This window comes from Peribacillus sp. B65 (assembly GCF_058513295.1).
Genome location: NZ_CP195840.1, coordinates 1,788,127 through 1,814,056, shown reverse-complemented (window position 1 = coordinate 1,814,056; position 25,930 = coordinate 1,788,127). Strand labels below are relative to the sequence as shown.

Below are 25,930 nucleotides of genomic sequence, written 5' to 3'. Positions count from 1 at the left end.
AGAAACAGCTCCTCATTCCGGCTTTACTAAAAATAATGGTTGACCATATTCTACAAGCTGGCCTTCTTTTACAAGGACTTCAACGATTTCACCGCTTACTTCGGCTTCAATTTCATTGAAAAGCTTCATGGCTTCCACGATGCAGACGATGGAATCCCCCGTTACTTTATCGCCTGTTTTTACGTATGCAGGTGAATCCGGTGCAGGAGATTGGTAGAATGTCCCAACCATCGGAGAAGTGATTTTATGTAAATTTTCAGTGTCTGCTGCAGCCGGTTTTGCAGGTTCAACAGCTTTCGGCACTTCAGGGGCAGGGGCCGCTGCGGGCTTGACCTCTACAGCTGCATTGGTTTGAACAACTGCTGGAGCTGCTGCTTGGTGTAATACTGTACCCGTTTCAGTTTTTTTCAATTTAATTTTCGTTCCTTCATTTTCAAAAACGAATTCACTGATATTTGATTGATCGACTAGCTTAATAATTTCACGAATTTCTTGCACTTTCATTTTGTGGCACCCCTTGTCTAATTTAATATGAGTTTGTGAGGCAATAATATTTTATGTAACCTTACCCTTAGCTTATCCTACTTTGTCCAATACTGCACAAAGTAGCCGCTTTCTTTATGCGAATGCGAATAAACTGAATACAAACCTCATCTGTATTATAACAGATATTTCACTTTCTCAAAATATTGTTTCCCTTAGAGAATTGAAAAGTTTATGACCAGCTTCTAACATCATACAATATTAGCTTATACAAATTCAATGATAGATTAGTTGTAACTTGTTATCCATACTTTTATATTACACCTTTATTATAATATTGTGAATATTTTTCAACTGGGGCACCTTAACGCTTTCTCTTGAATTTTGCATTTCATTCGTAGAAAATCAGCAATAATATCCACTATAATTACTTTTCTAGAATATTTCGGTGGATCATTATCACCGATTCTATTTGAGTTCCTGATATCAATTGACATAAAAAAACTTTTCCTCTAAAGTTTCCCGGTTTAAGCTATTTAAAAAAATCATAATAAAAAGCCTCCCTTTTTTTATTAAGGAGGGCTTTCTAATTTTTAGGATGTTGCACTGTTCTGTATCAGCGTTCTGTATGTGTCATCACTTTTCCGGTTGGAAATCGACCACTACATTTTGCGCATCGCTCACTTCTTTCCTTACGAGGCGGATAATGTTATTAGCCTCTGTTTTCGTTTGTTTATCGGCCTTGACACTCACCTTTACATCCGTTCCGTCCACCCTGACCAGTGCGGCATTGTAATCCATGGCAACAATTAAGTTTTCGATGATATTTTCTTTTACTTTCGTTTCACTTAATTGTTCGATTTTTGCATAAGCCTCGTCTCGTTCTTCAGCTGATAATTCTGTGTTGCCCATCTTTGCAGTCAATTCTTCATTCAGCTTCGCCCGTTCATCTTCAATCTGCATCCTTAAAGATTCGAACTCATCTCCAGATGCAATGGTTACAGAGGAACCTTCTGTATTTTTGGACGTTTCTTTTTCACTTTTAGTTTCCCCTTTTGTATCCGCTTTGTTCTCTGTTTTGCTTTCAGTTTTATTTTCTTCCTTTTCCATTTGCTCTGTTGACGTCATATCGGCGGCATTTTCTTCCGGAGCGGTTAAATAATAGACTGAAAGCACAACGACCAAACTTAGCATAGTCAATAACCAAACGGTTTGTTTTTTTAATAACATGTAGATTTTCCCCCTTATTTTTTAGGCATGACAGAAACCCTATGACTCGGTACATCAAGTGAGCGTGTGACAGCCTCGATGATCCACTTCTTTATTTGAATGTTTTCGGCCCCTTTTGCGACTACCAGGACTCCTCGTACACTAGGTTTTTTCGTTTCCGAAATGATCGGTCCTTCTTTCTCACCGCTCTTGACCAAAACGAGCTGTTCATCAACCGATGTGTCTTCGACCGTCCTTTTGCCGCCTTCCTGGTCGGTTTCTTCGGTGACTTGTTTTTGGGTGACTTTGTTTCGTTCATATACTTTCTTCTCGGATGCATCGACGTAGATTACGACTTTTACATCCTTGACACCTGCAATGGATTCAAGCGCTTCCTTCATTTCATTCTGTAGATATATTTCATAGTCTTTTGTAGTCTTGAATTCTGATTTCTTCTGACCGAATGTTTCAACATCCTCTTCATCATCCTGCTGTTTATCATTATTGAATACAGTCGTCACTTCAGATGTTTGTCCCGTCTGGTTGGTGGTTAACAAATTCCCGGCCATCATGATTCCCGATCCCAAAAGGACAACTATTAGAGCATAGACATACAGGGAAGGTTTTTTTTCCTTAGGCTCTTTTTGGTCAGGGTCTTTATTTAATAGTTTTTGCAGCCAGGATAATGGACCTTTGTCTTTGTTCAATACTCAGTCACTTCCTTTCCCCGGCGATTTCAATGATCTCTTCATCAACGGACCAACTTGTTGCCAGAAACCTTTTGACAGCATCCAGATTGGCATCATTTGAAGTGGATGGGCTATCTGCATTAATATCAACCTTCGCTACTGCCTCTATCTCCGAGTTTTCTTTCCCTTCTGCCTTTTCCAATGAGATGGTTATGTTCTGCAGATCATCAACACCAGGTTCTTCCTCATTCTTGACCCCTACATCAATTGAACTAATCTTCATGTTATAATCCACCATCAGCTCCTCTTCCACTTCTGTCTGTAATTGGACAGCCATTTGTTCTAAAATATATGCACCCTGTGCTGCTTGTATTTCTTTTTTCTTCATTTCTGTCAAATTTCCTAAATCTTTTTTTTTCTGATCCTCAAATTCACTAGTAGCCGCAGAGAGGATTTCGTCGAAGTCCTTATTGAATAATCCCAATATAGGAGTGATGATGATCGCAATCAGTAAAAGTCCGATTACCATTTTGGCATACTTCTGTAAAGCCGAATTCGGAAGAAGCATATCGATCACAGTAGCCAGCAATACAAATATGATGATGTTGGATACCCAGCCAGCTAAAAAACTCACCAAGCCCTCCTCCTTTCTAACGAACCATCAAGGTAATGTTTCCAGAGGCGATAATTACCGTGATACTTAAAAAAAACATGAGTGAGACAATGGCCAATGCAGCGAAAATATAAATCATGCTTTTACTAATAATGTCTAGGCATTTTATTACAGGTCCTCCGCCAAGCGGCTGCAAAAGGCTCGCTGCCAATTTATAGACAAAAGAAATCATCAGGATTTTTATGGCGGGAAACGTGGTAATGAGCAAGAGTATGATGACGCCAGACAAGCCGACTGTATTCTTCAATAGAACGGAGGCACTTATGACCGTATCCGTTGCATCGGTAAACATGCGCCCTATTACCGGTATAAAGTTACCTGTCACGAATTTGGCCGTCCTGATCGTCACTCCGTCAGCTACAGCAGATGATGCCCCCTGAACGGATATCACACCAAGAAATATGGTCATGAAAGCCCCAAGGATACCGATAGCAAAATTACGGAGAAGCTGTGCCAGCTGTGTCACTTTGTAATGTTCCGTCAGCGTACTGACAATGCTTAAAATCGCTGCAAAGAATAATAACGGAAGGACGACAAACTGGATCAAGATACCGCTTGTATTCATCAAAAACATCAAAACCGGATGAAAGAAAGCTGCCGATACAAGTCCCCCTGAAGCAGCTATCAATGCCAAGAGTAAAGGGATGAGTGCCATTAAAAAGGAAATCATCAAATCTATCGTATCTTTTGTATATTCAATCGCCACATGAAAACTGTTAAGAGCCAAAATGATCAGCACCATATAAACGATTGCATAAGCGACCTTACTCACGGAGCTTTGCTCGAACGCATTCTGCAAAGACTGGAGGAACATGCTGAAAACGGTTAATAAAATGAGTGATCCCAGCAGCTTTCCATTCACGAGCAGTTCATGAAAAATGAATTTTGTCATTCCCTTCATCCATTGCTCAAAGGAAAATTTCTTGTCACCGCTTACGAAGTCCATAAAGCTCCCTTTCTGGCTTTCCGGTAGAAATCCTCCATATTCCGTAACGATGTCATCCCAATATTGTTTGAGCTCATCGACACCCAGCCTTTCTATTTGGGCTTGTACCAGCTCGGACTGCATGATGGGCTCTTGTTCGATTTCACCATTTTCAGGATTTTCGGCAGCTTGTCCAATAGATGCATGCAAAAAAAAGAGTAAAACGAATAGAATGGATAAGTAAGGCATCCGCTGCTTCATACATTCACCTCATTGACTAGTAGGAGTAATCCGTTAACTTGGGAGCATCTGTATAATCGTTTCGATAATGACCGTTAAAATCGGAATCGCCATGGCAAGTATCAAGATTTTTCCGCTTAATTCTATTTTGGAAGCGAGGGAACCTTGCCCTGCATCTTTTGTAATTTGAGAAGCGAATTCTGCAATATAGGCAATTCCGATTATTTTTAAGATGGTCTCTAGATACACGGTATTTACATTTGCATTAACCGCAATTTTTTCTAACATTAAAATAATTTCGTATATTTTGTCAGCTAAAAAAAGAAAAATGGAACATCCTACAAAAACGACAAGCAGGAATGCTAAATTTGGTTTTTGCTCTTTGACGATCAGTGCCAAGAAGGTGGCAACTAGGGCAATGGCCACGATTTTTATGATTTCAATCGCGAATCCCTCCCTTACTGAAATAGAAATACAGATTTAATTTTTTGAAATAAATCCTCTACTACAGAAGCTACCATGAATAAAATATAGATGAATCCGAAAAGTGTCACCCACTGGGCATATTCCTTCTTCCCAACCTGATCGAGTATCGTGTGAAGAAATGCCACTACTAGCCCCACACCCGCTATTTTAAATATGATGTCCACATCAATGCCCATTTTCATTCCCCCCACATATTCCTACATCAGCAAGATGATCAATAATAGCCCAGATAAAAAACCAAGACTTTTCATCATTTTTTCATATTTCCCCTGTCGGTCGAGTGCATCGCTCTCTTCCCGTTCCAAGTGTGCCATCGTTAGCATGATTTGCTTTTGCTGATGATATTTATCGCTTTTTCCAAGCGTCTCCCCAAACTGTGAAAGAATCTCGAATTCTCCCTGTTTTAAAGCAAGGGATTGCCATATTTTCTTCAAACTATCATCCCATGCTTCCTTGACGGTGGTCTCTCCGGACTCGAGCCGGTTTGCAAATGCATCGAAAAAGATGGATAAAGGTTTGGCCATCTGTTTAGAAAGTTTCCTCGCCGCTTCTTTCAAAGGTGTATGACCAAACATTATTTCGGCTTCAAGCGATTGCATGGCGACTTTCAGCTGTCTCAGTTGACGAGGCCTCATACTTAATTTTTTCGCAGCTTCGAAACCTGCCCATGTCGTTGCAATAATAATGATCGCAGCTCCTATTAACTTAAACATGCGGGTTCACACCTTCCCCTAAGAAAATGGAAACTCCAGCAGCATCAAGGACTTTGTAGCTCCTCTTACCGGATTTACATCTCTGTAATTCTATAAAACGTTCAAAGATGTTTTGCTTTAATATTTCGGCTATAAAAGGTCGCTTCTTAATTTCATCCAGTGTATGGCCATGTGTAGTTATCATGAGTTTAATACCTGCGTTCACCGCTTCCAGCACAGCCTGCGTATCCGCCGCGCGGCCTATTTCATCCACGATCAATACATCCGGGGACATCGAACGGATCATCATCATCATCCCTTCCGCTTTAGGACATCCATCGAGCACATCAACCCTTGTTCCAAATTGGAGCTGCGGCACTCCATGAACACATCCGGCAATTTCCGAGCGCTCGTCCACTATCCCCACCTTTTGAGGGGCAATGCCGTGTTTTTCATTACCACTGGATATCATTCTTGCAATATCACGTAATATGGTCGTTTTTCCCGTTTGCGGAGCACCGATCAACATTGTATGCTGCCATTCCCCGTCATATAAGTAAGAAGTGAGCGGTTCAGCTGCACCTATTTTTTCACGTGCAACCCGAATATTGAAGGAGGAAATATCCCTGATCGCTTTGACAGATCCATTTTCCAAAATCACCTTGCCAGCAAGCCCCACCCGATGTCCGCCTGCTATGGTTATATAACCTCGCTTTAATTCTTCCTCAAGTGTATATAACGAAAATTGACCTATTTGATTCAATAATTGATCCGCATCCGAATGGGTCACTTCATAGGAAAAGAAGTATGGTTCCCCACCTACAATGACCTCAAGCGGCCTTCCAACCCGAATTCTCAGCTCTTCCATCTTATCGATCATCATCGGTGTCATACCCCGGAGTTGCTCACATATTTTTTTCGGTAAAAAAGAAAGAATCGTTTCCATTTTGACAATCCTCCTGTATACACCACTTTCAATAAAATATATGCCGACCAGCCTGCAATGATGACAGGCTATTAAAGAAACAGACCATTTATTGTTTTTTTTATACTTCGGGGTCTAAAAAACACACAAAAAAAAGCCGAGAAATTAATCTCGGTCTCAGGCTGTAAAAAAATTCGAACAAAGCGAGTTTGCCCACAGGTTTTTATGGCTTGTACAATTTGGAAGTTGATTATAACGTAGGGGCACTCGCTTTCCGCTGGCGGTCCGCCCTTGGCGGCATTGCCGCCTGTGGGTTCTCACCTGGACGCGGTTTTCCCGCAGGAGTCTCGAACACCCGCTCCAATCAACTTTTTTTAACTTTTAGATAGATCCCTTTTACCTAAAGTCTTTATTGTTTTAAAATAGAATTATTAAAACTTGAGTGATGTGTTTTCTTTTTTAACATGATTCTATTCAGCGAGATCAGCTTGAAATGATTACTTTAGACCAACTGGTTCCAGCTTGTAAAATGGAGATTTAAAGTACACAACAACAAATAAAAAGGGCTATCGTGAGTACAAATCCTACAGTGTACAGAAAATAAAGACCACCAGATAGTGGTGACACGCCATATTCGGCAAGAATATATGGAATCATCTGCGTCATCAAGAAGCCAAATCCACTAAAAAATCAAAAAGGTTTCGGAATGAGTCCATTCCGAAACCTTTTTGTCTACAAACTGAAACCGAGATCTTCATCTCGGTCGTCTTTCAATTATGCACGTGATACGTATGATCCTTCATTTGTATTGATCAATAGTTTGTCACCTTGGTTGATGAAGAATGGAACTTGAACCGAAAGGCCCGTCTCAAGTACGGCTGACTTTGTGCCGCCTGAAGATGTATCGCCTTTAATTCCCGGCTCCGTTTCCGCCACTTCAAGTTCCACTGTGTTTGGAAGCTCGACCCCAAGTGTTTCCGCTTGGAAAGTCATGATATGCACTTCCATATTTTCCTTAAGGAATTTAAGTTCACGTTCAATGCTTGATGCAGGCAGCTCGATTTGGTCATATGTTTCGTTATCCATGAATACATGGCTATCCCCACTTGCATAAAGGTACTGCATCTTGCGGTTTTCGATATGTGCTTTAGCAACTTTTTCACCAGCACGGAATGTTTTCTCTTGGATTGAACCCGTACGAAGGTTACGAAGTTTAGAACGTACAAAAGCTGCACCTTTACCAGGTTTAACGTGTTGGAACTCGATAACCTGCCAAATTCCATTATCTACTTCAATCGTAACACCCGTGCGAAAATCGTTTACAGAAATCATAAATTTGTCCTCCTACATGTACATGTTTACAGAATGATTAACTCTTTAGTTGAATGAGTAAGTGCTTCGTTACCATCATGTGTAACGATTGTATCATCTTCAATCCGCACTCCGCCTACCCCCGGTAAGTAAATGCCCGGTTCAACGGTTACGGCCATACCTGGTTCTAAAATGATATCAGACCTAAAGGATAATGCTGGACCTTCATGAACTTCAAGACCGATACCATGTCCAGTCGAATGTCCAAAATACTGCCCGTATCCCTTTTCTTCAATTAGATTTCGAGTTAGTGCATCCGCTTCCTTGCCAGTCATACCAGGTTTGATCCCAGCCATTCCTCGCAGTTGAGCTTCTAAAACAATGTCATAAATATTAATAAGTTCTTCACTTGGCTTGCCAACCGCTAATGTCCGAGTGATGTCAGACACATACCCATTATAGTATGCCCCGTAATCCAATGTGACGAAATCGCCTTTTTCAATGATTTTATCCGTAGCCACTCCATGCGGAAGTGCGGACCTTAAGCCGGATGCTACAATAATATCAAAGGAAGAAGAAGTTGCCCCTTGTTTCCTCATAAAGAACTCAAGTTCATTGGATACATCCAGTTCCGAGATCCCTGGACGCAGGAAATCGAGAATATGTGTAAACGCAGCATCAGCAATAGCAGCCGCTTCCTTTAATATCTTAATCTCTGAAGAAGTCTTTATCAAGCGTAAATTCTCAATAACCCCCGACACCGGCAAAAGTTGTCCATCAATGGCCGCTTCGTATGCCTTATATGTAGCATAAGTCAGGTGTTCTTGTTCAAAGCCCAGCTTGCCGATATTCATCGCTTTAGCCTGCTTGCCGACTTCTTCGATGATGGTTCCTTTATGTTGAACGACCTCATAGTCCGGGGCCTGCTTGCCCGCTTGTTCCACGTATCTGAAATCAGTGATGAATTTAGCTTCTTTTTGGGAAATAAGTACAACGCCTGCACTTCCCGTAAAGTTGGTCATGAATCGACGGTTATATGTACTGGTAATCAAAAAACCATCAATGCCCGCCTTTTCCATTGAGGCTCTTAAGCGCATTAGTTTATTCATTTAATTTCTCCCCTTTGCAATCTTTGTGATCGCCTGCAACGCCAATTCATATCCGTGTATCCCCAAGCCGACAATCTGTCCCGCCGTTACCGGTGCGGTCACTGATTCATGCCGAAAGCTTTCACGGGCATGTATGTTCGAAATATGCACTTCCACCACTGGAACATCAATTCCGGCTATTGCATCACGAATCGCATAGCTATAATGAGTAAAAGCTCCAGGATTAATGATAATCCCGTCGATCCCATGATCCTCTGACCAATGGAGCTTGTCGATAATCGCTCCTTCATGGTTCGTTTGAAAAGAAGTCAATTCCACTTCTAACCCTTGTGCTTGCTGCATTAATTGCGCTTCCACATCCGCAAGCGTCGAGGATCCATAATGCGCAGGTTCACGCTTCCCCAAGCGATTTAAATTCGGTCCATTGATTAGTAAGATTTTTGTCATCATCAAACACCTGCTCATGTTAAAAGAATGCCTTTCCATGAACATTCTATCATAATTACAAATTGTCTTACTACTTTTTTACAACCAAGAAGCAATCAGCTTTCCGATTGCTTCTCGGCTTTGTTTTTTTGACGGATATATTCCTGTTGATCGTATGAAATAGAAAACCCTACAAAAAGACCGTATATAATAAAAATGCATACACTAGTTATAACCGTATTTGCTGACATTTTAGAAAAGGTTGGCAAATCGACGAACATCGGTTTCAGGATAAATACCAGCAAAGCCCAGCAAACCACCCCAAAAATAATACCCGGAAAAATACTCTTCATCCTTTTAAAAAGACTATAGTATATAAAAGCGATCCCCACGGATAGAATTCCGAACAAAATTATGGTCATCACCGTACCGAGCCAATGATCGATCCAGGTCATATTGGACCACGAGGTAAGTATGAATTTTGGGCTAAAATCCATAAAGTTAATATAATGGGCTATGATTCCGATAAAACTGGCTAAAGCCCCCCCAACAAAACCGACAGCAAGTACATTGTAGATTAACATGCTTTGATATTCCTGTTGAATTTGTCCTTTTTCATTAGAAGACATATCAATCACCTCCGCTACGTAGTATGCCCTTTGTTAAATAGAACTATTTTTTTTTATTCTTAGGAAGGAGAATCACTAGAGGTTTTGGGATTTATTCTGTATGATTAAATCATAAATAATCTGCTTTTTTCAGAGGAAAATACCCATCCTCTGTTGAAGTTTATAATGTACACGGGATACTAGCTTCCTGTGATTCAACATTCATAAAGTAATTGCAGGGTTAAAGCTTCCATTCAATTTTGGAGGAGCGCCTTTACCCTTGTGATGCTTGATAATAAACATGTTAGCACCCTTGAGAGAGCTACGTGAATAACTATTAGGTTGGTGTAGAAATGTCTGAGGTTCAAAAACCCGTTTACGGAGGGCAGGCTGTTGTGGAAGGCGTCATGTTCGGCGGCAAACATCACACAGTCACTGCGGTACGCCGCAAAGATTCGTCGATTGTATATTATCATCTGCCTCGTGAATCGAAACCTGTTGTCAACAGCTTAAAAAGAGTACCGTTTCTACGGGGTATCGTATCACTGGTTCAGTCAAGTGCCACCGGCTCGAAACATCTGAACTTTTCAACTGAACAGTATGAAGAGGAAGATGGGGAAAAGCAGGAAGAAAAGAAAAACGAAACGAAAGAATCTTCTAAAATGAGTGTATGGCTTGGAGTTGCCGTAATTGGCGTACTTTCCTTCCTATTCGGGAAGCTGCTTTTCACTTTGATTCCAGTCTTTCTTGCAGAGTTGACAAGACCAATCTTCAGCGGCCATATGGCCCAGGTTTTAATGGAAAGCTTGTTCAAGTTGATATTATTGCTGGTATACATTTACGTAGTATCCATGACGCCATTGATCAAGCGGGTCTTTCAGTATCACGGAGCAGAGCATAAAGTGATCAATTGCTTTGAAAGCGGAAAAGAATTGACCGTAGCGAATGTGCAGGCAAGTTCACGCCTTCATTATCGCTGTGGCAGCAGCTTTATTTTATTTACAGTCATAGTAGGCATGTTCGTTTATATGTTGGTTCCGACCGACCCATTATGGCTCCGTGTCGTGGATCGCGTTTTGCTTATCCCCGTCGTGCTTGGCATAGCCTTCGAGGTATTGCAGTTGACCAACAAAGTAAGGGATATTCCCATTCTGCGTTACCTTGGTTATCCCGGCCTTTGGCTTCAGTTATTGACAACCAAAGCCCCGACAGATGATCAAGTCGAAGTCGCATTAGCCTCATTTCAAGAACTGTTAAGGATGGAAAAAGAGACCAAAAAAGGTTTAGAATCGGATGTAATTGTGTAAAACATCTATACACATTTTGATTATGAAAAATCATATACTAACTAAGGGAATGACCTTCATTTTTTTCAAATATTTTACATGAAGAATGTTTAAAATAAGCTAAAAATGCTTATGATGCTCTTAAGGAGGTGTCTTTGTTGAAACGTTTCATATCTTTCATGATATACGGAATCATCGCCCTCGGAGTCCTCGGACTATTGAGCCGACTATTTAATGACCCGATTGGCTTTTTTAGAAACATTCTCATAATAGCCATTGTCGCAGGGATTATTTATATGATTTATACCGGATTAACAAAGGGAAAACCAGTTAAGAAAGAGCAGCAAGCATTCCGAAAGGCTGCCCGCCAGTCGAAAAAAAGGCTAAAAAACCGAACTTCGAAAAAAGATAATGTGGCTAGCTTCTCTGCAGCAAAATCATCCAAGAAAATAAAATGGAGAAAGAAAACGGATAGTCACTTAACCGTTATCGAAGGGAAAAAGAATAAAAAGAAAAATCGGGCTTCTTTTTAAGAGCCCGATTTTTTTATTTATCATCAATAAGTCCATTTTTTAAGAAATTCTTTCGTGCACTGCCTACCCCTTTTCATCAAATCACCCTTTTGTTCATCATTCAGATTGAAATCCATCGCAGAAACGCCTTTCATCGGAATAAATACAATATTATGGACGTGTTTCTTGGAGATATATCGTGCATCATGGGCATCTTTCATCGTTTTGAATAGTGCGGAGAACAATTCAACCGCATTATCCACCTCATGTGGTTTCCATATCTCATCGACACTCAGCCGCAAGCCTATGACCGGCCGTTCCTTCCTTACATGATCTGAATTGAATAACCACATAGGAAAATTGCTCAAAACACCTCCATCAACAAAAAGGAACTTGCTTTTTCCGACATCGAGTTTGACTGGCTCAAAGAAATAAGGAATGCTACAACTCATTCTTACTGCCTTTGCAACTGGAAAAGTATTCGGATCAATGCCATAGTTCGGCAGATCATCAGGCAGAACCACCAATTTCCCATTTGTGATGTCAGAGGTTATGATACGAAGGGATTTCGGTCGTACATCCTTAAAGGTGACTACATTCCTTTCGGCAAGTTTGCTGGCAATCCAACCTTCCAATGCGTCGCCTTTATAAAGGCCAAGTTTCCAGTATACAAGGAGCCATTTGGCAAGCGGGATAGGCAAAAGACCACGCCTTTTATCCAGCAGGCCGCTTAAATCTATATCAAGAAATAGCTTTTCCATTTCTTTTCCGGTGTACCCAGCTGCCACGAAAGCTGCAATTATGGATCCTGCACTTGTACCTGCTGTCCGATGGAATAAAAATCCCCGTTCTTCTAATTCCTGCAGGGCTCCCACTAAACCATAACCTTTAATCCCGCCTCCGGAAAAAACGCCGTCAATAATCATAGCTGCCCTCCCCTAATCCGGTCTTTACATTTCTAAGCAGGATTAGAGGGATTTATGACAGTTTTAAATAGAAATTACCCTCATCAGGTAAAATACTGAATTTCCGCTTTCGGGAAAAATTCCGCGATATACCCACGAATGGTCGTTTCCAGTTCTGCGGCTTCTTCGGTTTGGTAAACATATTTACCAATGCCATATCGGCCCCATTTATATTTACGCTTCGTTTCGTCCAGTTCCAATTTTGTTTTCGGGTAGTTTTTTTGAATCACTTTTTTTGCTGGACCAGTGAACCGATGCTGGATTAATTCAAACGTCAAATCCGGTATATCCACCCCTTTTAACGCCTCGCTTAATCGTTCGAATAATTCATGATAGCCATCCTTCCATGCTTCGTGACGATATATGGGAGCTACGATAAAACCCAGAGGATATCCGGCACCTGCCACTTTGCGTGCCGCTTCCATCCTTTCCTCGAAGCTCGATGTGCCAGGCTCGAAATTCTTTATCACAAAACGCGAATTTATACTGAACCGAAATCTCGTTTTTCCATTATGTTCAGCATCCAACAGATGGTCGACATGATGAAATTTAGTTACGAATCTTAAAACCCCATATTCACTTTTGCCAAAATATTCTATGGCCCTTTTTAAAGAATGTGTCAAATGGTCAATTCCGACAATGTCCGATGTACAGGCTGCCTCAAAACGTGTGATTTCAGGCTTTCTCTCATTTATATATTTTTCGGCTGCCTCGAAAATCTCGTCAAGATTCACATATGTCCTAATATATGGTTTCGATCCGAGTGTCGTCTGTAAATAGCAATAGTGACAGTGCCCCATACACCCTGTAGCAAGAGGGATGGCATATTCAGCAGATGGCTTTGAAGAATCGAATTTCAATGTTTTTCTGATTCCTACCACAAGCGTCGATTTGGCGACGCGATATTTTTGCAAATCGTTTTCCCCAGGAAGGTCCCTAATTTGGTTATGGGATGTGGTCTCCCGGATTTCAATGTTCAAATCTTCGAATTTCTTCTTCAATTCCCGGCCAAGAGGGTATTCCAGTGCCCTGGGCTCTATATACACTAATTGTGGCATAAAGGGTTTCATTCCGTTCTCCATTCTGTTCATACTTTTAATCGAACTACACAATCTAATTCATAAGGATAGTTTTTCTTAATTCTGTTATCATCATGATTGTTTTTACTTGGAAATTCAAAATGAAGGAGATGCAATATGGCTAATAAAAAACGAGATTTCTTGACAAATGGAACGGGCAAACAAGCGATCACCGTCCAAACAGATAATAAATATCCAAATCCAAGGAATATACCTGGAGACTCGGTCGATGAATTTTCGGTATTGAAAGATGGAAACCAATATCTAGCCGAGAAGGAAATAGGGCAGCAAAATGAAAATGGTTGATTGAACGCAAAAAGAAGACCGAATTTACGATGATTCGGTCTTCTCTATTGGTTTGTAATTGAACAGACGGTAACTAACAAACATTTAAGACACTAAAAAAAGCCGTTAAGATAGGCTTTGCAGCATACTTAACGGCTTCCCTTACATCAGCTTATAGCCCGCATTTTAATTGTGCTCCGCAATTCGTGCAAGTATTGCATCCGCCCATTTCCTGGACTTCGCCTTTACGGCACACCGGACAAGTGTTGCCCACTTCCGACCCAATCGTAACGTTAGTCGAACGCAGTTCATTTATCGTATCGACCAATACGACTTTTTTCTTTACTTCCACATCTGTCAATTCATCCATTTCAAGCTGCTCGTCCATTTGGTTTTCTTCCGCTTTGAGCGTAAGAACCTGACTGTCACGGCTGCCATCCACATATACAGTACCGCCTTTTGCTCCGCCTTTGTATAGACGTTCATATACTTTTTCAACTTGTTCGACAGTATATCCTTTTGGAGCATTTACCGTTTTACTGATCGAGCTGTCAATCCAGCGTTGAATGATGCATTGAACATCAGCATGTGCTTCTGGAGCTAATTCCATAGCGGAAATGAACCATTTTGGAAGCTCTTCTGTATCGGCTTCTGGATGACGGTCCAAGTATTCCTGTACAATGTCAGCCTTAACTTCAATGAATTTACCAAGACGGCCGCTGCGGAAATACGTGAAGGAGAAATATGGTTCAAGACCTGTTGATACCCCGACCATAGTTCCTGTGCTTCCTGTAGGAGCAACTGTCAATAAATGAGAGTTACGGATGCCATGTGCAGCAACACTTTCCCTGATATCTTCAGGCATTTTTTCCATAAATCCGGTTTGTGTGAAACGTGTTCTAAGCTCATCGGTTTCTTTGTCAGTTGACCCGATCAGGAACGGGAAACTGCCTTTTTCTTTAGCAAGTTCCACGGAAGCCCTGTAAGCTGTCGTCGCAATCGTTTCAAACACCTTGTCAACCAGGATATTTCCTTCTTCAGAGCCATATTCCGTCTCACAGTAGATCAAAAGGTCATGCAGACCCATTACACCAAGTCCAACCCGTCTCTCACCCAGTGCCTGTTTTTTGTTTTCTTCCAAGAAATAAGGAGTTGCGTCAATGACATTGTCCTGCATACGCACACCGACTTCGACAGTTTGCTTAAGTTTCTCGAAATTAACGGTTTTGCTTTCTTTATCAGCCATCTCAGCCAGATTGACTGCCGCAAGGTTACATACTGAATATGGGGCCAATGGCTGTTCTCCACAAGGGTTCGTCGCTACGACCTGTTGACCGTATGCTTTGGCATTCGTCATTTCATTAGCATTATCGATAAAGAAAATACCTGGTTCAGCAGAATATGTTGCACAAATATTTATTAAATTCCAAAGCTCTTTAGCGCGGATTTTACGGTAAACACGGACTTTGTGACCCATTTTCTCCCATTCGCGAACATCGCCGACATTATGCCATTCTTCATTGTAAATGGCCATTTCTTCGGCATTATAGCTTTCAACATCAGGAAAACGCAATTCGTATTCCGCATCTTGTTCCGCCGCTTCCATGAATTCCTTAGTCAGGCAAATCGAGATGTTGGCTCCAGTCAGAAAATCAGAATTATGGACACTGTAAGTTCCCCCTGTACGGAGCTTTTCCTCTGCATCCCTAATGATTTTCTCGCTGAATCCACCTTGGCCAGGAATCTCCTTATAATTGATGATCCCTTGATACATAGCCGTTTCCTGTTCCGTGTGCGGCGTGAATTTCAATTTATCCGTCGCATATTTCTTGATCGCTTCGTCTTTAGTATTTTCCACTAGGTAACGCAGAATCCTTGGGTTTTGCATTTTAGAAATGATGAACTCTGCAATATCAGGATGCCAATCAGCAAGCATGATCATTTGCGCGCCGCGTCTGCTACCGCCCTGTTCAACCAGATGCGTCAGTTTCGCAATATCGTCAAGCCACGACACAGAACCCGAGGATTTTCCGTTTACGCCTTTTGCCAGAGTGTTTCTTGGACGCAGTGTCGACCCGTTCGTTCCCACTCCGCCGCCGCGGCTCATGATTTCCATCACTTGTTTCCTATGTTCTGAAATACCTTCACGTGAATCCGGTACGAATGGCATTACATAACAGTTGAAATAAGTAACATCCGTATTGGAACCTGCACCATATAATACTCGTCCTGCCGGGACGAAATTAAGGTTTTTTAATTCTTCATAGAATTTATTGAACCATTCCGTTCTCTTTTCTTCCGTGGTTTCCACTGATGCCAATCCCGTTGCATTACGTTTCGCAATTTGTTCATAGTATATTTCAAGCGGCTTTTCGATAATATCCAAAGGACGGTTTACAATTCCCGTCTCCATTTCTTCCGGATTATCCAGAACGCCACGGAACTCTTCATCCACCAAAACCTTCGCTTTTTTGGTTTCCCAATCTATTTCAACGATGTAACCGAGACCCCTTGCCGGGAATTTCGGATCTTCCTTAATCGTCAACACGACGAAATCGCCTGCCGAGAGTGTGATTTTTTCAGTATCCTTAAAAGAATAGCGGTCAAGCATGACTAGACGGGACACTCCCTTATGCGCCATTTTCATATCAGCAGTTACAGGGTGAACCTGGGGAAATAAAGAAATATCCTTATTCAACCTTTCTAGATCAACCTTTAAAGCTTCTTTTATTACAACCGACATAATTCCCTCTCCTTTATATGTTTCAAGATCCGTTCTTGCTGCCGCAAAAATCCTTATGTAACCTTACATGTCCGTTTCGCTTAACAAGTACCCTAAATTTATCATAGCGAAACTCAAAAATCAACATATAGTGTCGCATTAAATATTTCAACTACTATATATTGTGTTTGTTTTGAATAACTTTTAATTTTGTCAAACGATAAATCAATTAATATAGTTAGCAAAAGGGAGGAAAATGTCGATTTACAATAATTTTTCATCAGATTTCAATTAATTTGGACCTTGCTTTTTCCCCATCCCTTTTAGGGCTTATCCCTGCAAGGGATGCGTTATTTGGTCAAACAAATCTGAAAAAACTTTTTTATTATCCACTCTAATTATGCTTCCTCTATCTCATGAAATTCCAATCATCGCTTTCATATTTGCTTTCTGCAATGGACTTCACTTCCAGCAATTGCTTTTCGGTGAGGACGTATGGCTCTAAATCGACCGAAAGTCCTTCGGCAAAACCTTTTTCAAAAGCTTCTTTCGCTTCAGGGATGGTAATCTTTCTCCCTGCAATATCATTTATGGCCACAGCTTTGTTTTTTAGGTTTTTTTGCATTCTCTCTTTAACCCTGTCATTTGAGAATTTAAATACGCTAAAAAGCTTATCATCATCAAGTTCAAGCAAAATGGATCCGTGCTGAAGGATGACGCCTTTTTGCCTGGTTTGAGCGCTGCCAGCGACCTTCCTGCCCTCAACGACCAGTTCATACCAGCTTGGAGCATCAAAGCAAACCGAAGACCTGGGCGATTTTAAAGCCGCTTTTTCCTGATCGGTTCGAGGCACGGCAAAATAAGCTTCCAATCCCAGATTCCTGAATCCCATTAATATTCCTTCAGAAATGACACGATATGCTTCAGTAACGGTAGTCGGCATTCCCGGATAGGATTCTGGAACGATTACGCTATAAGTCAATTCATGCTCGTGCAGGACCGCTCGTCCTCCTGTTGGCCTGCGTACAAAACCAAGGCCCTGCCTTTTGACCTCTTCGATATCAATTTCCGCTTCCGCCTTTTGAAAATAACCGATCGACAATGTAGCTGGATCCCAGCCGTAAAAGCGTATGATTGGCGGAATTTCCCCTTTGCTTTGCCAGTTTAACAGAGCTTCGTCCAGTGCCATATTAAAAGCCGGTGAACAATACCCCGAATCTATAAAACCCCATTTATCTTTAGCCATCCTTACCCCTCGTTTCGATAGACTGTTTTTCAATACCCCACAAAAAACTCACATGTAGTAGTTTAACAGACTTTAACACTCTAAAAAAGAAAGTACCATCAAGTCCATGAAGAATTTGATGAAAATTCTTTTTGATTATTGGGTAAAGCAATTATATAATAAAGATTGTCTGTATTCGTTAAGGTAGAAGGGAGTTTTTATGTTTGGAAATATTATATACACTGCTCATCATCTTAGGAGTGGTTATTGCGTATTCACTTTTTAATTGGTACCGCCAGCGTAAAATCGTTAAAACACTAACACAGGACGAATTTATCGCTAACTACAGAAAAGTGCAGCTAATCGATGTGCGGGAACCGAATGATTTCGATAATGGCCATATCTTAGGCGCAAGAAACATCCCTATGACTCAAATGAAAACACGCTTGGTCGAAATTAGGCCGGACAAGCCTGTATATTTGTACGCTCAAAGCGAAATCATCAGCGGCAGAGCTGCAGCCATGCTATACAAAAAGGGCTACAGGGAACTTTTTCACCTAAAGGGCGGTTTCAAAATGTGGACTGGGAAAATCAAAGCAAAGAAATAAGACCCCATCTCCGCATGGGCTCTTTTTAATTCAATAGCTCAAGGAAAAGAAAGTTAACTGCTGGACTTTAATGAAATCTTACATAAACATGAAAAATCCCCGCCGGCAGGCAGGGATTTTTTTCGTATAAGCTATCAATCTAGGCTTGATAACGCAGAACAGGTTTTCTTGCAGCAAGAGTTTCATCAAGCCGCTTTATAACGGTTGTATGCGGAGCTTCCTGAACGATTTCCGGGGTTTCTTCCGCTTCCTTGGCAATCTGGATCATCGCATCGATGAACGCATCCAGCGTTTCTTTTGACTCGGTTTCAGTCGGTTCTATCATCATTCCTTCCTCCACGTTCAACGGGAAGTAAATGGTTGGAGGATGATACCCGAAATCCAGTAATCTTTTGGCTATATCAAGAGTCCTAACCCCCAATTTCTTTTGCCGGCGTCCGCTTAATACGAATTCGTGCTTACAATGACGATTATATGGTAAGTCAAAATAAGGTTCCAACTTGCGCATCATATAATTGGCATTGATGACCGCATTTTCGGTGACGGCTTTAAGGCCATCAGGCCCCATTGAACGAATGTACGTATATGCCCTCACGTTAATCCCGAAATTACCATAATAAGGTTTTACCCTGCCAATGGATTGCGGACGATCATAATCAAGAGCGAATTGCTCACCTTGTTTAATTATAAGAGGTTTAGGCAAGTAAGGAATCAAGTCCGACTTCACACCTACAGGACCAGAACCCGGACCGCCGCCGCCATGCGGACCCGTGAATGTTTTATGGAGATTTAAGTGAACCACATCAAAGCCCATGTCACCCGGGCGTGCTTTTGAAAGGACTGCATTCAGATTGGCTCCGTCATAATAAAGCTTCCCACCTGCATCATGGACAAGTTGTGCCATTTCCAAGATGTTTTCTTCAAATAATCCCAATGTATTGGGGTTCGTCAGCATCAAGGCCGCCGTATCAGGTCCGACAACACGCTTTAAATCTTCAAGGTCGACTAATCCATTTTCATCGGATTTCACTGTAATCGTTTCAAGTCCGGCAACAGTGGCAGAGGCAGGATTCGTACCGTGTGCAGAATCAGGTACAATCACTTTCGTCCGTTCTGTATCGCCATTCGCTTCGTGAAAAGCGCGAATCATCATCAACCCTGTCCACTCACCATGTGCACCTGCTGCAGGCTGTAATGTCACTTGGTCCATCCCGGTGATTTCAGTTAAGTGTTCCTGCAAATCAAATAAGAGTCCCAATGCTCCCTGAACGGTAGCCGGATCTTGATATGGATGGATATGGGCAAAGCCGTTGAAACGTGCCACGTTTTCATTTATTTTCGGATTATATTTCATCGTGCATGAACCCAGCGGATAAAAACCCGAATCCACCCCATGATTCCGTTTGGAGAGTGCTGTATAGTGACGCATGATATCCAGTTCGGACACCTCAGGCAGTTCTGCCTCTTCTTCACGGATGTAGTCGGCAGGAAGAATTTCTTCGAGCGGAATAGTTGCAACATCCATTTCTGGCAGACTGTACCCGATTCGACCGGAAGTACTGATTTCAAAAATGAGTGATTGATCTTGATTATTCATGTTGATCCCCCAATTCCTGCGCAAGTGCATCAATTTCTTCTTTTGTTCTAAGTTCAGTTACCGCAACCAGCATATGGTCTTTCAGCTCAGGATAAACCGTCCCTAAATCAAAGCCGCCGATCATCCCTTTTTCAAAAAGGCTTTTATTGATTTCTGAAAACGAAGCAGGCAGTTTAATGATAAATTCATTGAACGAAGGACCGTCGAATATCACTTCCACCCCTACTGCCATAATTGCTTTTTTCGCATAATGTGCTTTTTGAATATTTTGCACGGCCATTTCCTTGACACCCTTTTTCCCAAGGGCGGTCATTGCAACAGAAGCTGCCAACGCATTCAAAGCTTGATTGGAACAAATGTTGGATGTGGCTTTGTCACGGCGAATGTGCTGTTCACGAGCTTGTAGCGTTAGTACAAATCCCCTTTTACCATTTTCATCCACGGTTTGACCGACGAGTCGGCCTGGAACTTTCCGAACAAGTTTATTAGTAACCGCAAAATATCCACAATGAGGTCCACCGAATGCCGCTGGAATGCCGAATGGCTGAGCATCCCCCGTTACGATATCTGCACCGAGTGCACCAGGGGATGTCAAAGCTCCCAATGCAAGCGGATTACTGGAAACGATAAACATGGATTTGACGCCATGAATGATTTCTTCCATTTCCTTCAATGGCTCGATCCGGCCAAAAAAGTTCGGATATTGCACGATCACTCCTGCAATGTCCTCATTCGCCAATTCCTTTAAAGCAGCTAAGTCCGTCACACCGTCTTTATAAGGAATTTCGATCACTTCCACGCGTTGCCCTTTCGCATATGTCTTCACGACTTCTCTTGATTCAGGATGAACGGTTCCTGAAATGAGAATCTTCTTGCGGCGTGTCTGTCCTGAAGCAAGCATGGCTGCTTCAGCCAGCGCTGTCCCGCCGTCATACATGGAGGAGTTAGCCACATCCATGCCCGTCAATTCACATATCATCGTTTGATATTCAAAGATTGCTTGAAGCTCTCCCTGTGAAATTTCAGGCTGATAGGGTGTATAAGCCGTGTAAAATTCAGAACGGGATAGAACATGATCGACGATGACCGGTGCATAATGGTCATAGACACCCGCACCAAGGAAGGAGGCATAGTTTTTAAGATCCGCATTCTTGGCAGCAAGCCTTGATAATTCTTTCATTAATGCTGGTTCCGATTTAGCAGGCTTGATATCGTATTCTCCTTGAAAACGAACGCTCTCAGGGATATCATTGAAAAGTTCTTCAGCAGTGGATACCCCTATCGCTTTCAGCATTTCTTGTTTATCTTGCTCTGTCATGGGTAAATAACGATGTTTCATCTAATGACCATTCCCCTCTATTTACGTGGTTTTTTATAAAAAGGTGTTTGTATTATAACGGCTTTCAAACGTTTGGAACGGATCTCCACTTCGACTTCCGCATCCAGCACTGAAAATTCCTTATCGATAAGTACCAAACCCACGTTTTTCTTCAACGTTGGTGATTGGGTACCGGTCGTGACCTCGCCAATGACTTTATCACCGCTGTAGACCTTATACCCATGACGTGGAATGCCACGGTCTATCATTTCAATTCCCACAAGCTTGCGAGGAGCTCCTTTCTCCTTTTGCTCAGCAAGAACGGCTTTCCCGAAAAAATCAACTTCCTTATCGACTTTTACTGCAAAACCAATCCCGGCTTCTATCGGGGTGATGTCTGCTGAAAGCTCCTGCCCATACAACGGCAGTTTCGCTTCAAAACGCAGGGTATCACGAGCACCTAAACCAATCGGCTGAACTCCCTCTTCGTTTCCGGCATCCATAATCGCCTTCCAAAGGGCTGGACCATTTTCACTGTCACTATATATCTCAAAGCCATCCTCACCAGTGTATCCAGTACGGGATACCATCGTGGAGATACCGTTAATCATGACATTTTCCTTGAACTTGAAAAATCCAATTTCACTTAAAGCAGTATTTCCCGATAGTTTTTGTAAAATCTTCTCTGCAGCTGGCCCTTGAAGTGCCAGCTGTGTATAGTCACTAGATACATTCTTGATTTGGACATCTTCCGATAAATGAGCTTGCAGCCAATTGAAATCTTTTTCTGTGTTCGCTGCATTGACCACGAGCAGATAGTCATCCTCAGACCTTTTATACACGATTAGATCATCAACCGTGCCTCCGTTTTCATAACACATGGCGGAATATTGGGCACCGCCCTGTTTCAGCTTTGATATATCATTAGTCAGCATCTTTTGTAAAAAGGAAAGGCTCCCAGGACCCTTAACATCGACTTCACCCATATGGGAAACATCGAATAACCCCGCTTTTGTACGTACGGCTTCATGTTCGTCCTTTATACCCGAAAATTGGACAGGAAGTTCCCAGCCGCCAAAATCAATCGTTTTACCTCCGTATTCACGATAAACCTCAAATAGTGGTGTTCTTTTTAAATCGGTCAAAAAATGACCCCCTTCAGATTTTTTTAAATTAATTGGCTTCATTATCAAAAGCTTCTTGTCATTACGCATCAGATATATCCTGATTCATGATGTGAAAAAAGCACAAAAAAGGACAGAGAAAGCCCGTTTGAGCTTTTTCTCTGTCCTGAAACCTGAAAGTTTACCTATGTAATAGGTTTTCCCCTTTGGTGGCCGTCCCAAAACGGGCGGCGCTCTCCAGAGTTGCGTCCAATAAGAGTTCTTTTGCCTGAGAGATTCACTGCTAAGTTTGCTCCTTCGGCGCTACATCCGTAGTCTCTCCCCTTATCTTCACCCGCATATAAATGGTCTACCAATGAAAGGAAGCGAATAAGCCACCAAACATCGGTAAAACCTCTGAGCATCGTGGAATGCATTCTCTGCCAATTCTCCTGAAACCTCAGAAACCGTTTGATTGGTCTCCTTCAGTAATCTTGGATAAATTAGAAGTCTATAGCCCATACTAAGAAAACGCGAACTGCAAAATCGATGTACAAAGATTCTTTGTAGCGTTGGGAAATTGGAATTTTCTAAATATACTTATATCCTACCCTAAGAAACTTATCTCTGCAATATCTTTTGAAGAGAAATATTTTTCTTACTTCACATATGAAATGTTCGGGTTTTGACCTTTTATTAAGGAAAATATGATTTAAGAGGGAGTTATTTCTATGAAAATCAATATATCCTTTAATTCTGAATGGAATGACGAGTTTCTGCAAAAGATGGAAAATGACGGTCCATGGGGAAACTGGGAGCTTTATAAGCTCGCGGTTCAAATGGAGGAAAATCTTATCATCCCTGATTTTGAAGGTTTACAGGCGCCCAAGCACCTTCCGCAGTTAACCCCGCTTCCCCATCAATTGGAAGCAGCCAAGCAAGTGGTGGAAAAGATGAATGGAAAGGCCATTTTAGCTGATGAGGTAGGGCTCGGAAAAACAATTGAAGCTGGATTGATCCTAAAAGAGTATATGATTAGGGGCCTTGTAAAAAAAGTTTTGATCCTTGTTCCGGCTTCCCTTGTCACACAATGGGCTTTTGAATTGAATACCAAGTTTCATATACCGGCAGTCGTTCAGAGAAAAAGCTATGTTTGGGACTCCTGTGATGTGGTCATTTCATCCATTGATACAGCGAAACGAGCTCCACATCGAGATATCATTTTCAAGCAGGAATACGACTTCATCATTATTGATGAAGCTCATAAACTTAAAAATAATAAGACGAAGAACTATGAATTCGTCCAAAATCTGAAAAAGAAATTTTGTTTACTCCTGACAGCCACTCCGATTCAAAATAAAGTCGAGGAAATTTTCCACCTCGTTTCGTTATTGAAACCAGGCCACTTGGGAAATGCCTCACTTTTTTCAGAAAAGTATAAAGGGAAAGGCCGGAACATTATTGAAGATGAACACCTAAAGGAACTTGTCAACACTGTCATGATTCGAAACCGGCGGGCCGATACTGGCATTGAATGGACAAAACGGCATGTGGAGACCATCACCATTGAATTTTCTCCAACGGAACAAGCATTGTACGATGCTGTTTCCAAATTCAAACCTATTTCGGATGGTTCTAAAGGAAGCGCCTTTTCGGCTCTCACTCTCCAAAGGGAAGCATGCAGCAGCAGAGAGGCGGTCTTTTATACATTAAAGAATATGAAAAATAAATATGATCAGCCTTCCCCTGACTTTTTGGCAAAGCTTGATGATTTATTTTCTAAAGTGAATGAAACGGTTCAGAACTCAAAGGCTGAAAAAGCTTTGGAACTGATCAAGAAAATTGATGATAAAGTCATTATCTTTACCGAATACCGGGCGACTCAGCTATATCTACAATGGTACCTACAGCAGAATGGAATTTCTTCAGTTCCTTTCCGAGGCGGTTTTAAGCGCGGAAAGAAAGACTGGATGCGAGAATTATTCCAAAAAAATATACAGGTATTGATTGCAACAGAAGCTGGCGGAGAAGGGATAAACCTTCAGTTTTGCCATCACTTGATTAATTTTGACCTGCCATGGAACCCGATGAGGCTCGAACAGAGAATCGGACGGATACACCGCCTTGGTCAGGAAGAAGATGTGATGATTTATAACTTTGCCACGAAAAATACAGTGGAAGAACATATTCTAAAGTTACTATATGAAAAAATAAATTTATTCGAGAAAGTAATCGGCGAATTGGATGATATTCTAACCAAACTGGATATTAACAACATTGAAGAATATTTGATTGATGTAGTCGGCGAATCCAAAACAGAGGGCGAAATGAAAATCAAGATGGATAATTTTTCATCGTTAATCCAATTCGCCCAATCAATGAAGGAAGGTGAGGTTCATGCAGCAACGGGAAATTCATGATTTTTTAATAACTTACTTTAAAGCCAATGATTGTGAAATACTGGATAATGCACCAACCCACCTTACAGTCCAATTGACGATTGATATGGATAAAGAATTAATGAACAGACCCTTTTATTGGCATTATCTAGAAAAAACAGGCGGCGTTCCAAACCCAGCACAGATGACTTTCATTACCGATCCAGAACTAGCTCCATCCGATTTAAAGGGAGAAATGATTCATTTTGGCTCCCCTCGCCTTCACCAGATTATTCAATCTACCAAAAAGCTGGCAGGATATACTAGACTTTTTGAGGATACCCCTCCATCAAAAGGGGGAAATAATCCTTTGTTTCCTTGGCTGACCCTGAATGTGAAAATATCCTATCAATGCGATCGTAAAAAGGATACCTTCATGTCGATCGGTTTGAATTTAATCTCAGGTGAGATCATGGAAAGGTTTCACCATCGGGTTTTACCGATAAAGGTCACCCCCAAAATACCGGATTACTCCTTTACGCTTTCACCGCTCATAATGCCCAAGAGCGGATTGGCAAGACTGGATACATACATCAGGACCAGTTTCGAGGATGATGACCATTCCTGGGCAGAGGAAGCAATGCTTCGCTGGCAGAATGACTTGAATTTATTGGAGCATTTTTACAAGGATATGGAAGAAAAAAGTGAGAGCTATTTTACCGAAAAAGATGCCTTAAAAGCTCAATATGAACCCAACATCCGAATATCCATCATCAACGGAGGGTTATTTTACCTTTCTGATAGGGCATTGGGATAAGTAAGAACAATAAAAAAACAGATGCCCTAAATTCAGGACATCTGTTTTATTTTTTGATATTTTTCCTTACGAACATCGACAAAGCAAAAGGGACAATGCCAAACCAATGGGACATACCATGATTTTTATCCTCTTTTCTGTGACGGCGCTTTTCTTTTCGTTCTTTTTTCGTCAGATTAAAATACTCGACAAGCTGCTGAGTCAGATATTTAATATAAGCGTTTGTAGACATATAAAATAATCACCCTATGCAAAGTAT

27 protein-coding genes and 2 riboswitches are annotated in these 25,930 nt (G+C 41.5%); of the genes, 6 read left to right on the top strand and 21 right to left on the bottom strand.

Annotation, left to right across the window (positions count from 1 at the left end; genetic code table 11):
• Positions 1-12: 12 nt before the first annotated feature.
• The 13 genes from accB to ACSR9O_RS08875 all read right to left on the bottom strand — a co-directional run bounded on the left by accB (position 13) and on the right by ACSR9O_RS08875 (position 9,797).
• Positions 13-504, bottom strand: a complete 492-nt coding sequence (accB, locus tag ACSR9O_RS08935) for an acetyl-CoA carboxylase biotin carboxyl carrier protein (protein WP_101222530.1) — start codon at positions 502-504, stop codon at positions 13-15.
• A 615-nt stretch (positions 505-1,119) separates the two neighbouring features.
• Positions 1,120-1,713, bottom strand: coding sequence for a SpoIIIAH-like family protein (locus ACSR9O_RS08930; protein WP_230177002.1), 594 nt, complete (start codon positions 1,711-1,713; stop codon positions 1,120-1,122).
• 14 nt (positions 1,714-1,727) lie between these two features.
• Positions 1,728-2,399 (bottom strand): stage III sporulation protein AG, encoded by a 672-nt coding sequence (spoIIIAG, locus tag ACSR9O_RS08925; RefSeq protein WP_230177003.1) that lies wholly within the window; start codon positions 2,397-2,399, stop codon positions 1,728-1,730.
• 7 nt (positions 2,400-2,406) lie between these two features.
• On the bottom strand, positions 2,407-3,015 hold the full coding sequence (gene spoIIIAF, locus ACSR9O_RS08920; protein ID WP_101222533.1) for a stage III sporulation protein AF: 609 nt from the start codon (positions 3,013-3,015) through the stop codon (positions 2,407-2,409).
• Positions 3,016-3,031: 16 nt separating this feature from the next.
• Positions 3,032-4,240 (bottom strand): stage III sporulation protein AE, encoded by a 1,209-nt coding sequence (gene spoIIIAE / locus ACSR9O_RS08915; protein WP_101222534.1) that lies wholly within the window; start codon positions 4,238-4,240, stop codon positions 3,032-3,034.
• Positions 4,241-4,273: 33 nt separating this feature from the next.
• Complete coding sequence (spoIIIAD, locus tag ACSR9O_RS08910; protein WP_230177096.1) at positions 4,274-4,654, bottom strand: stage III sporulation protein AD; 381 nt, start codon at positions 4,652-4,654, stop codon at positions 4,274-4,276.
• A 23-nt stretch (positions 4,655-4,677) separates the two neighbouring features.
• Positions 4,678-4,881 carry a stage III sporulation protein AC gene (spoIIIAC, locus tag ACSR9O_RS08905; RefSeq protein ID WP_034308319.1) on the bottom strand — a complete coding sequence of 68 codons (204 nt, stop codon included), beginning with the start codon at positions 4,879-4,881 and terminating at the stop codon, positions 4,678-4,680.
• Positions 4,882-4,902: 21 nt separating this feature from the next.
• On the bottom strand, positions 4,903-5,418 hold the full coding sequence (spoIIIAB, locus tag ACSR9O_RS08900) for a stage III sporulation protein SpoIIIAB (RefSeq protein ID WP_101222536.1): 516 nt from the start codon (positions 5,416-5,418) through the stop codon (positions 4,903-4,905).
• The gene (spoIIIAA, locus tag ACSR9O_RS08895; protein WP_491724304.1) at positions 5,411-6,343 is read right to left on the bottom strand and encodes a stage III sporulation protein AA; all 933 of its coding nucleotides are present in this window, start codon (positions 6,341-6,343) and stop codon (positions 5,411-5,413) included. The genes spoIIIAB and spoIIIAA overlap by 8 nt, the downstream gene beginning before the upstream one ends.
• A gap of 753 nt (positions 6,344-7,096) precedes the next feature.
• Positions 7,097-7,654 (bottom strand): elongation factor P, encoded by a 558-nt coding sequence (gene efp, locus ACSR9O_RS08890; protein ID WP_034308328.1) that lies wholly within the window; start codon positions 7,652-7,654, stop codon positions 7,097-7,099.
• 26 nt (positions 7,655-7,680) lie between these two features.
• Positions 7,681-8,742, bottom strand: a complete 1,062-nt coding sequence (locus ACSR9O_RS08885; protein WP_101222538.1) for a M24 family metallopeptidase — start codon at positions 8,740-8,742, stop codon at positions 7,681-7,683.
• A complete protein-coding gene (gene aroQ / locus ACSR9O_RS08880; RefSeq protein WP_101222539.1) occupies positions 8,743-9,189 on the bottom strand; it encodes a type II 3-dehydroquinate dehydratase in 447 nt (148 codons plus the stop codon).
• A 95-nt stretch (positions 9,190-9,284) separates the two neighbouring features.
• A complete protein-coding gene (locus tag ACSR9O_RS08875) occupies positions 9,285-9,797 on the bottom strand; it encodes a YqhR family membrane protein (protein WP_491724303.1) in 513 nt (170 codons plus the stop codon).
• Positions 9,798-10,129: 332 nt separating this feature from the next.
• Here ACSR9O_RS08875 and ACSR9O_RS08870 point away from each other — a divergent pair, with 332 nt between their 5' ends.
• Both ACSR9O_RS08870 and ACSR9O_RS08865 read left to right on the top strand, forming a co-directional pair.
• Complete coding sequence (locus tag ACSR9O_RS08870) at positions 10,130-11,083, top strand: DUF1385 domain-containing protein (RefSeq protein ID WP_491724302.1); 954 nt, start codon at positions 10,130-10,132, stop codon at positions 11,081-11,083.
• Positions 11,084-11,220: 137 nt separating this feature from the next.
• A complete protein-coding gene (locus tag ACSR9O_RS08865) occupies positions 11,221-11,595 on the top strand; it encodes an SA1362 family protein (RefSeq protein WP_048677789.1) in 375 nt (124 codons plus the stop codon).
• Between the two features lie 23 nt (positions 11,596-11,618).
• Here ACSR9O_RS08865 and ACSR9O_RS08860 read toward each other — a convergent pair whose 3' ends face one another.
• Positions 11,619-12,500: a patatin-like phospholipase family protein gene (locus ACSR9O_RS08860; protein WP_402938376.1), complete on the bottom strand. Its 882-nt coding sequence runs from the start codon at positions 12,498-12,500 to the stop codon at positions 11,619-11,621.
• Positions 12,501-12,583: 83 nt separating this feature from the next.
• Positions 12,584-13,609, bottom strand: coding sequence for a spore photoproduct lyase (splB, locus tag ACSR9O_RS08855; protein ID WP_101222543.1), 1,026 nt, complete (start codon positions 13,607-13,609; stop codon positions 12,584-12,586).
• A gap of 126 nt (positions 13,610-13,735) precedes the next feature.
• On the opposite strand from splB, the gene ACSR9O_RS08850 reads away from it, so the two are divergent.
• Positions 13,736-13,924, top strand: a complete 189-nt coding sequence (locus tag ACSR9O_RS08850; protein WP_101222544.1) for a hypothetical protein — start codon at positions 13,736-13,738, stop codon at positions 13,922-13,924.
• A gap of 151 nt (positions 13,925-14,075) precedes the next feature.
• Here ACSR9O_RS08850 and ACSR9O_RS08845 read toward each other — a convergent pair whose 3' ends face one another.
• Together ACSR9O_RS08845 and ACSR9O_RS08840 are read right to left on the bottom strand one after the other, a co-directional pair.
• Positions 14,076-16,646, bottom strand: coding sequence for a vitamin B12-dependent ribonucleotide reductase (locus tag ACSR9O_RS08845; protein WP_101222545.1), 2,571 nt, complete (start codon positions 16,644-16,646; stop codon positions 14,076-14,078).
• A 388-nt stretch (positions 16,647-17,034) separates the two neighbouring features.
• Positions 17,035-17,871 carry a lipoate--protein ligase family protein gene (locus ACSR9O_RS08840; protein ID WP_230177005.1) on the bottom strand — a complete coding sequence of 279 codons (837 nt, stop codon included), beginning with the start codon at positions 17,869-17,871 and terminating at the stop codon, positions 17,035-17,037.
• 203 nt (positions 17,872-18,074) lie between these two features.
• Here ACSR9O_RS08840 and ACSR9O_RS08835 point away from each other — a divergent pair, with 203 nt between their 5' ends.
• Positions 18,075-18,458, top strand: a complete 384-nt coding sequence (locus ACSR9O_RS08835; RefSeq protein ID WP_076365383.1) for a rhodanese-like domain-containing protein — start codon at positions 18,075-18,077, stop codon at positions 18,456-18,458.
• A gap of 139 nt (positions 18,459-18,597) precedes the next feature.
• Here ACSR9O_RS08835 and gcvPB read toward each other — a convergent pair whose 3' ends face one another.
• The 3 genes from gcvPB to gcvT are packed head-to-tail and all read right to left on the bottom strand — an operon-like array spanning position 18,598 to position 22,518.
• Positions 18,598-20,055, bottom strand: a complete 1,458-nt coding sequence (gene gcvPB, locus ACSR9O_RS08830) for an aminomethyl-transferring glycine dehydrogenase subunit GcvPB (RefSeq protein WP_101222547.1) — start codon at positions 20,053-20,055, stop codon at positions 18,598-18,600.
• The gene (gene gcvPA, locus ACSR9O_RS08825) at positions 20,048-21,394 is read right to left on the bottom strand and encodes an aminomethyl-transferring glycine dehydrogenase subunit GcvPA (RefSeq protein ID WP_230177006.1); all 1,347 of its coding nucleotides are present in this window, start codon (positions 21,392-21,394) and stop codon (positions 20,048-20,050) included. Before gcvPA ends, gcvPB begins: the two co-directional genes overlap by 8 nt.
• A gap of 17 nt (positions 21,395-21,411) precedes the next feature.
• The gene (gene gcvT, locus ACSR9O_RS08820; protein ID WP_230177007.1) at positions 21,412-22,518 is read right to left on the bottom strand and encodes a glycine cleavage system aminomethyltransferase GcvT; all 1,107 of its coding nucleotides are present in this window, start codon (positions 22,516-22,518) and stop codon (positions 21,412-21,414) included.
• 138 nt (positions 22,519-22,656) lie between these two features.
• Positions 22,657-22,740, bottom strand: a riboswitch (glycine riboswitch).
• A 3-nt stretch (positions 22,741-22,743) separates the two neighbouring features.
• Positions 22,744-22,831: riboswitch (glycine riboswitch) on the bottom strand.
• A gap of 376 nt (positions 22,832-23,207) precedes the next feature.
• Here gcvT and ACSR9O_RS08815 point away from each other — a divergent pair.
• Positions 23,208-24,896, top strand: a complete 1,689-nt coding sequence (locus ACSR9O_RS08815) for a DEAD/DEAH box helicase (RefSeq protein ID WP_101222549.1) — start codon at positions 23,208-23,210, stop codon at positions 24,894-24,896.
• On the top strand, positions 24,874-25,671 hold the full coding sequence (locus ACSR9O_RS08810; RefSeq protein ID WP_230177008.1) for a YqhG family protein: 798 nt from the start codon (positions 24,874-24,876) through the stop codon (positions 25,669-25,671). Before ACSR9O_RS08815 ends, ACSR9O_RS08810 begins: the two co-directional genes overlap by 23 nt.
• 46 nt (positions 25,672-25,717) lie before the next feature.
• Here the strand turns inward: ACSR9O_RS08810 and ACSR9O_RS08805 are convergent, their stop codons facing one another.
• The gene (locus tag ACSR9O_RS08805; protein ID WP_063233067.1) at positions 25,718-25,903 is read right to left on the bottom strand and encodes a YqzE family protein; all 186 of its coding nucleotides are present in this window, start codon (positions 25,901-25,903) and stop codon (positions 25,718-25,720) included.
• Positions 25,904-25,930: the final 27 nt, after the last annotated feature.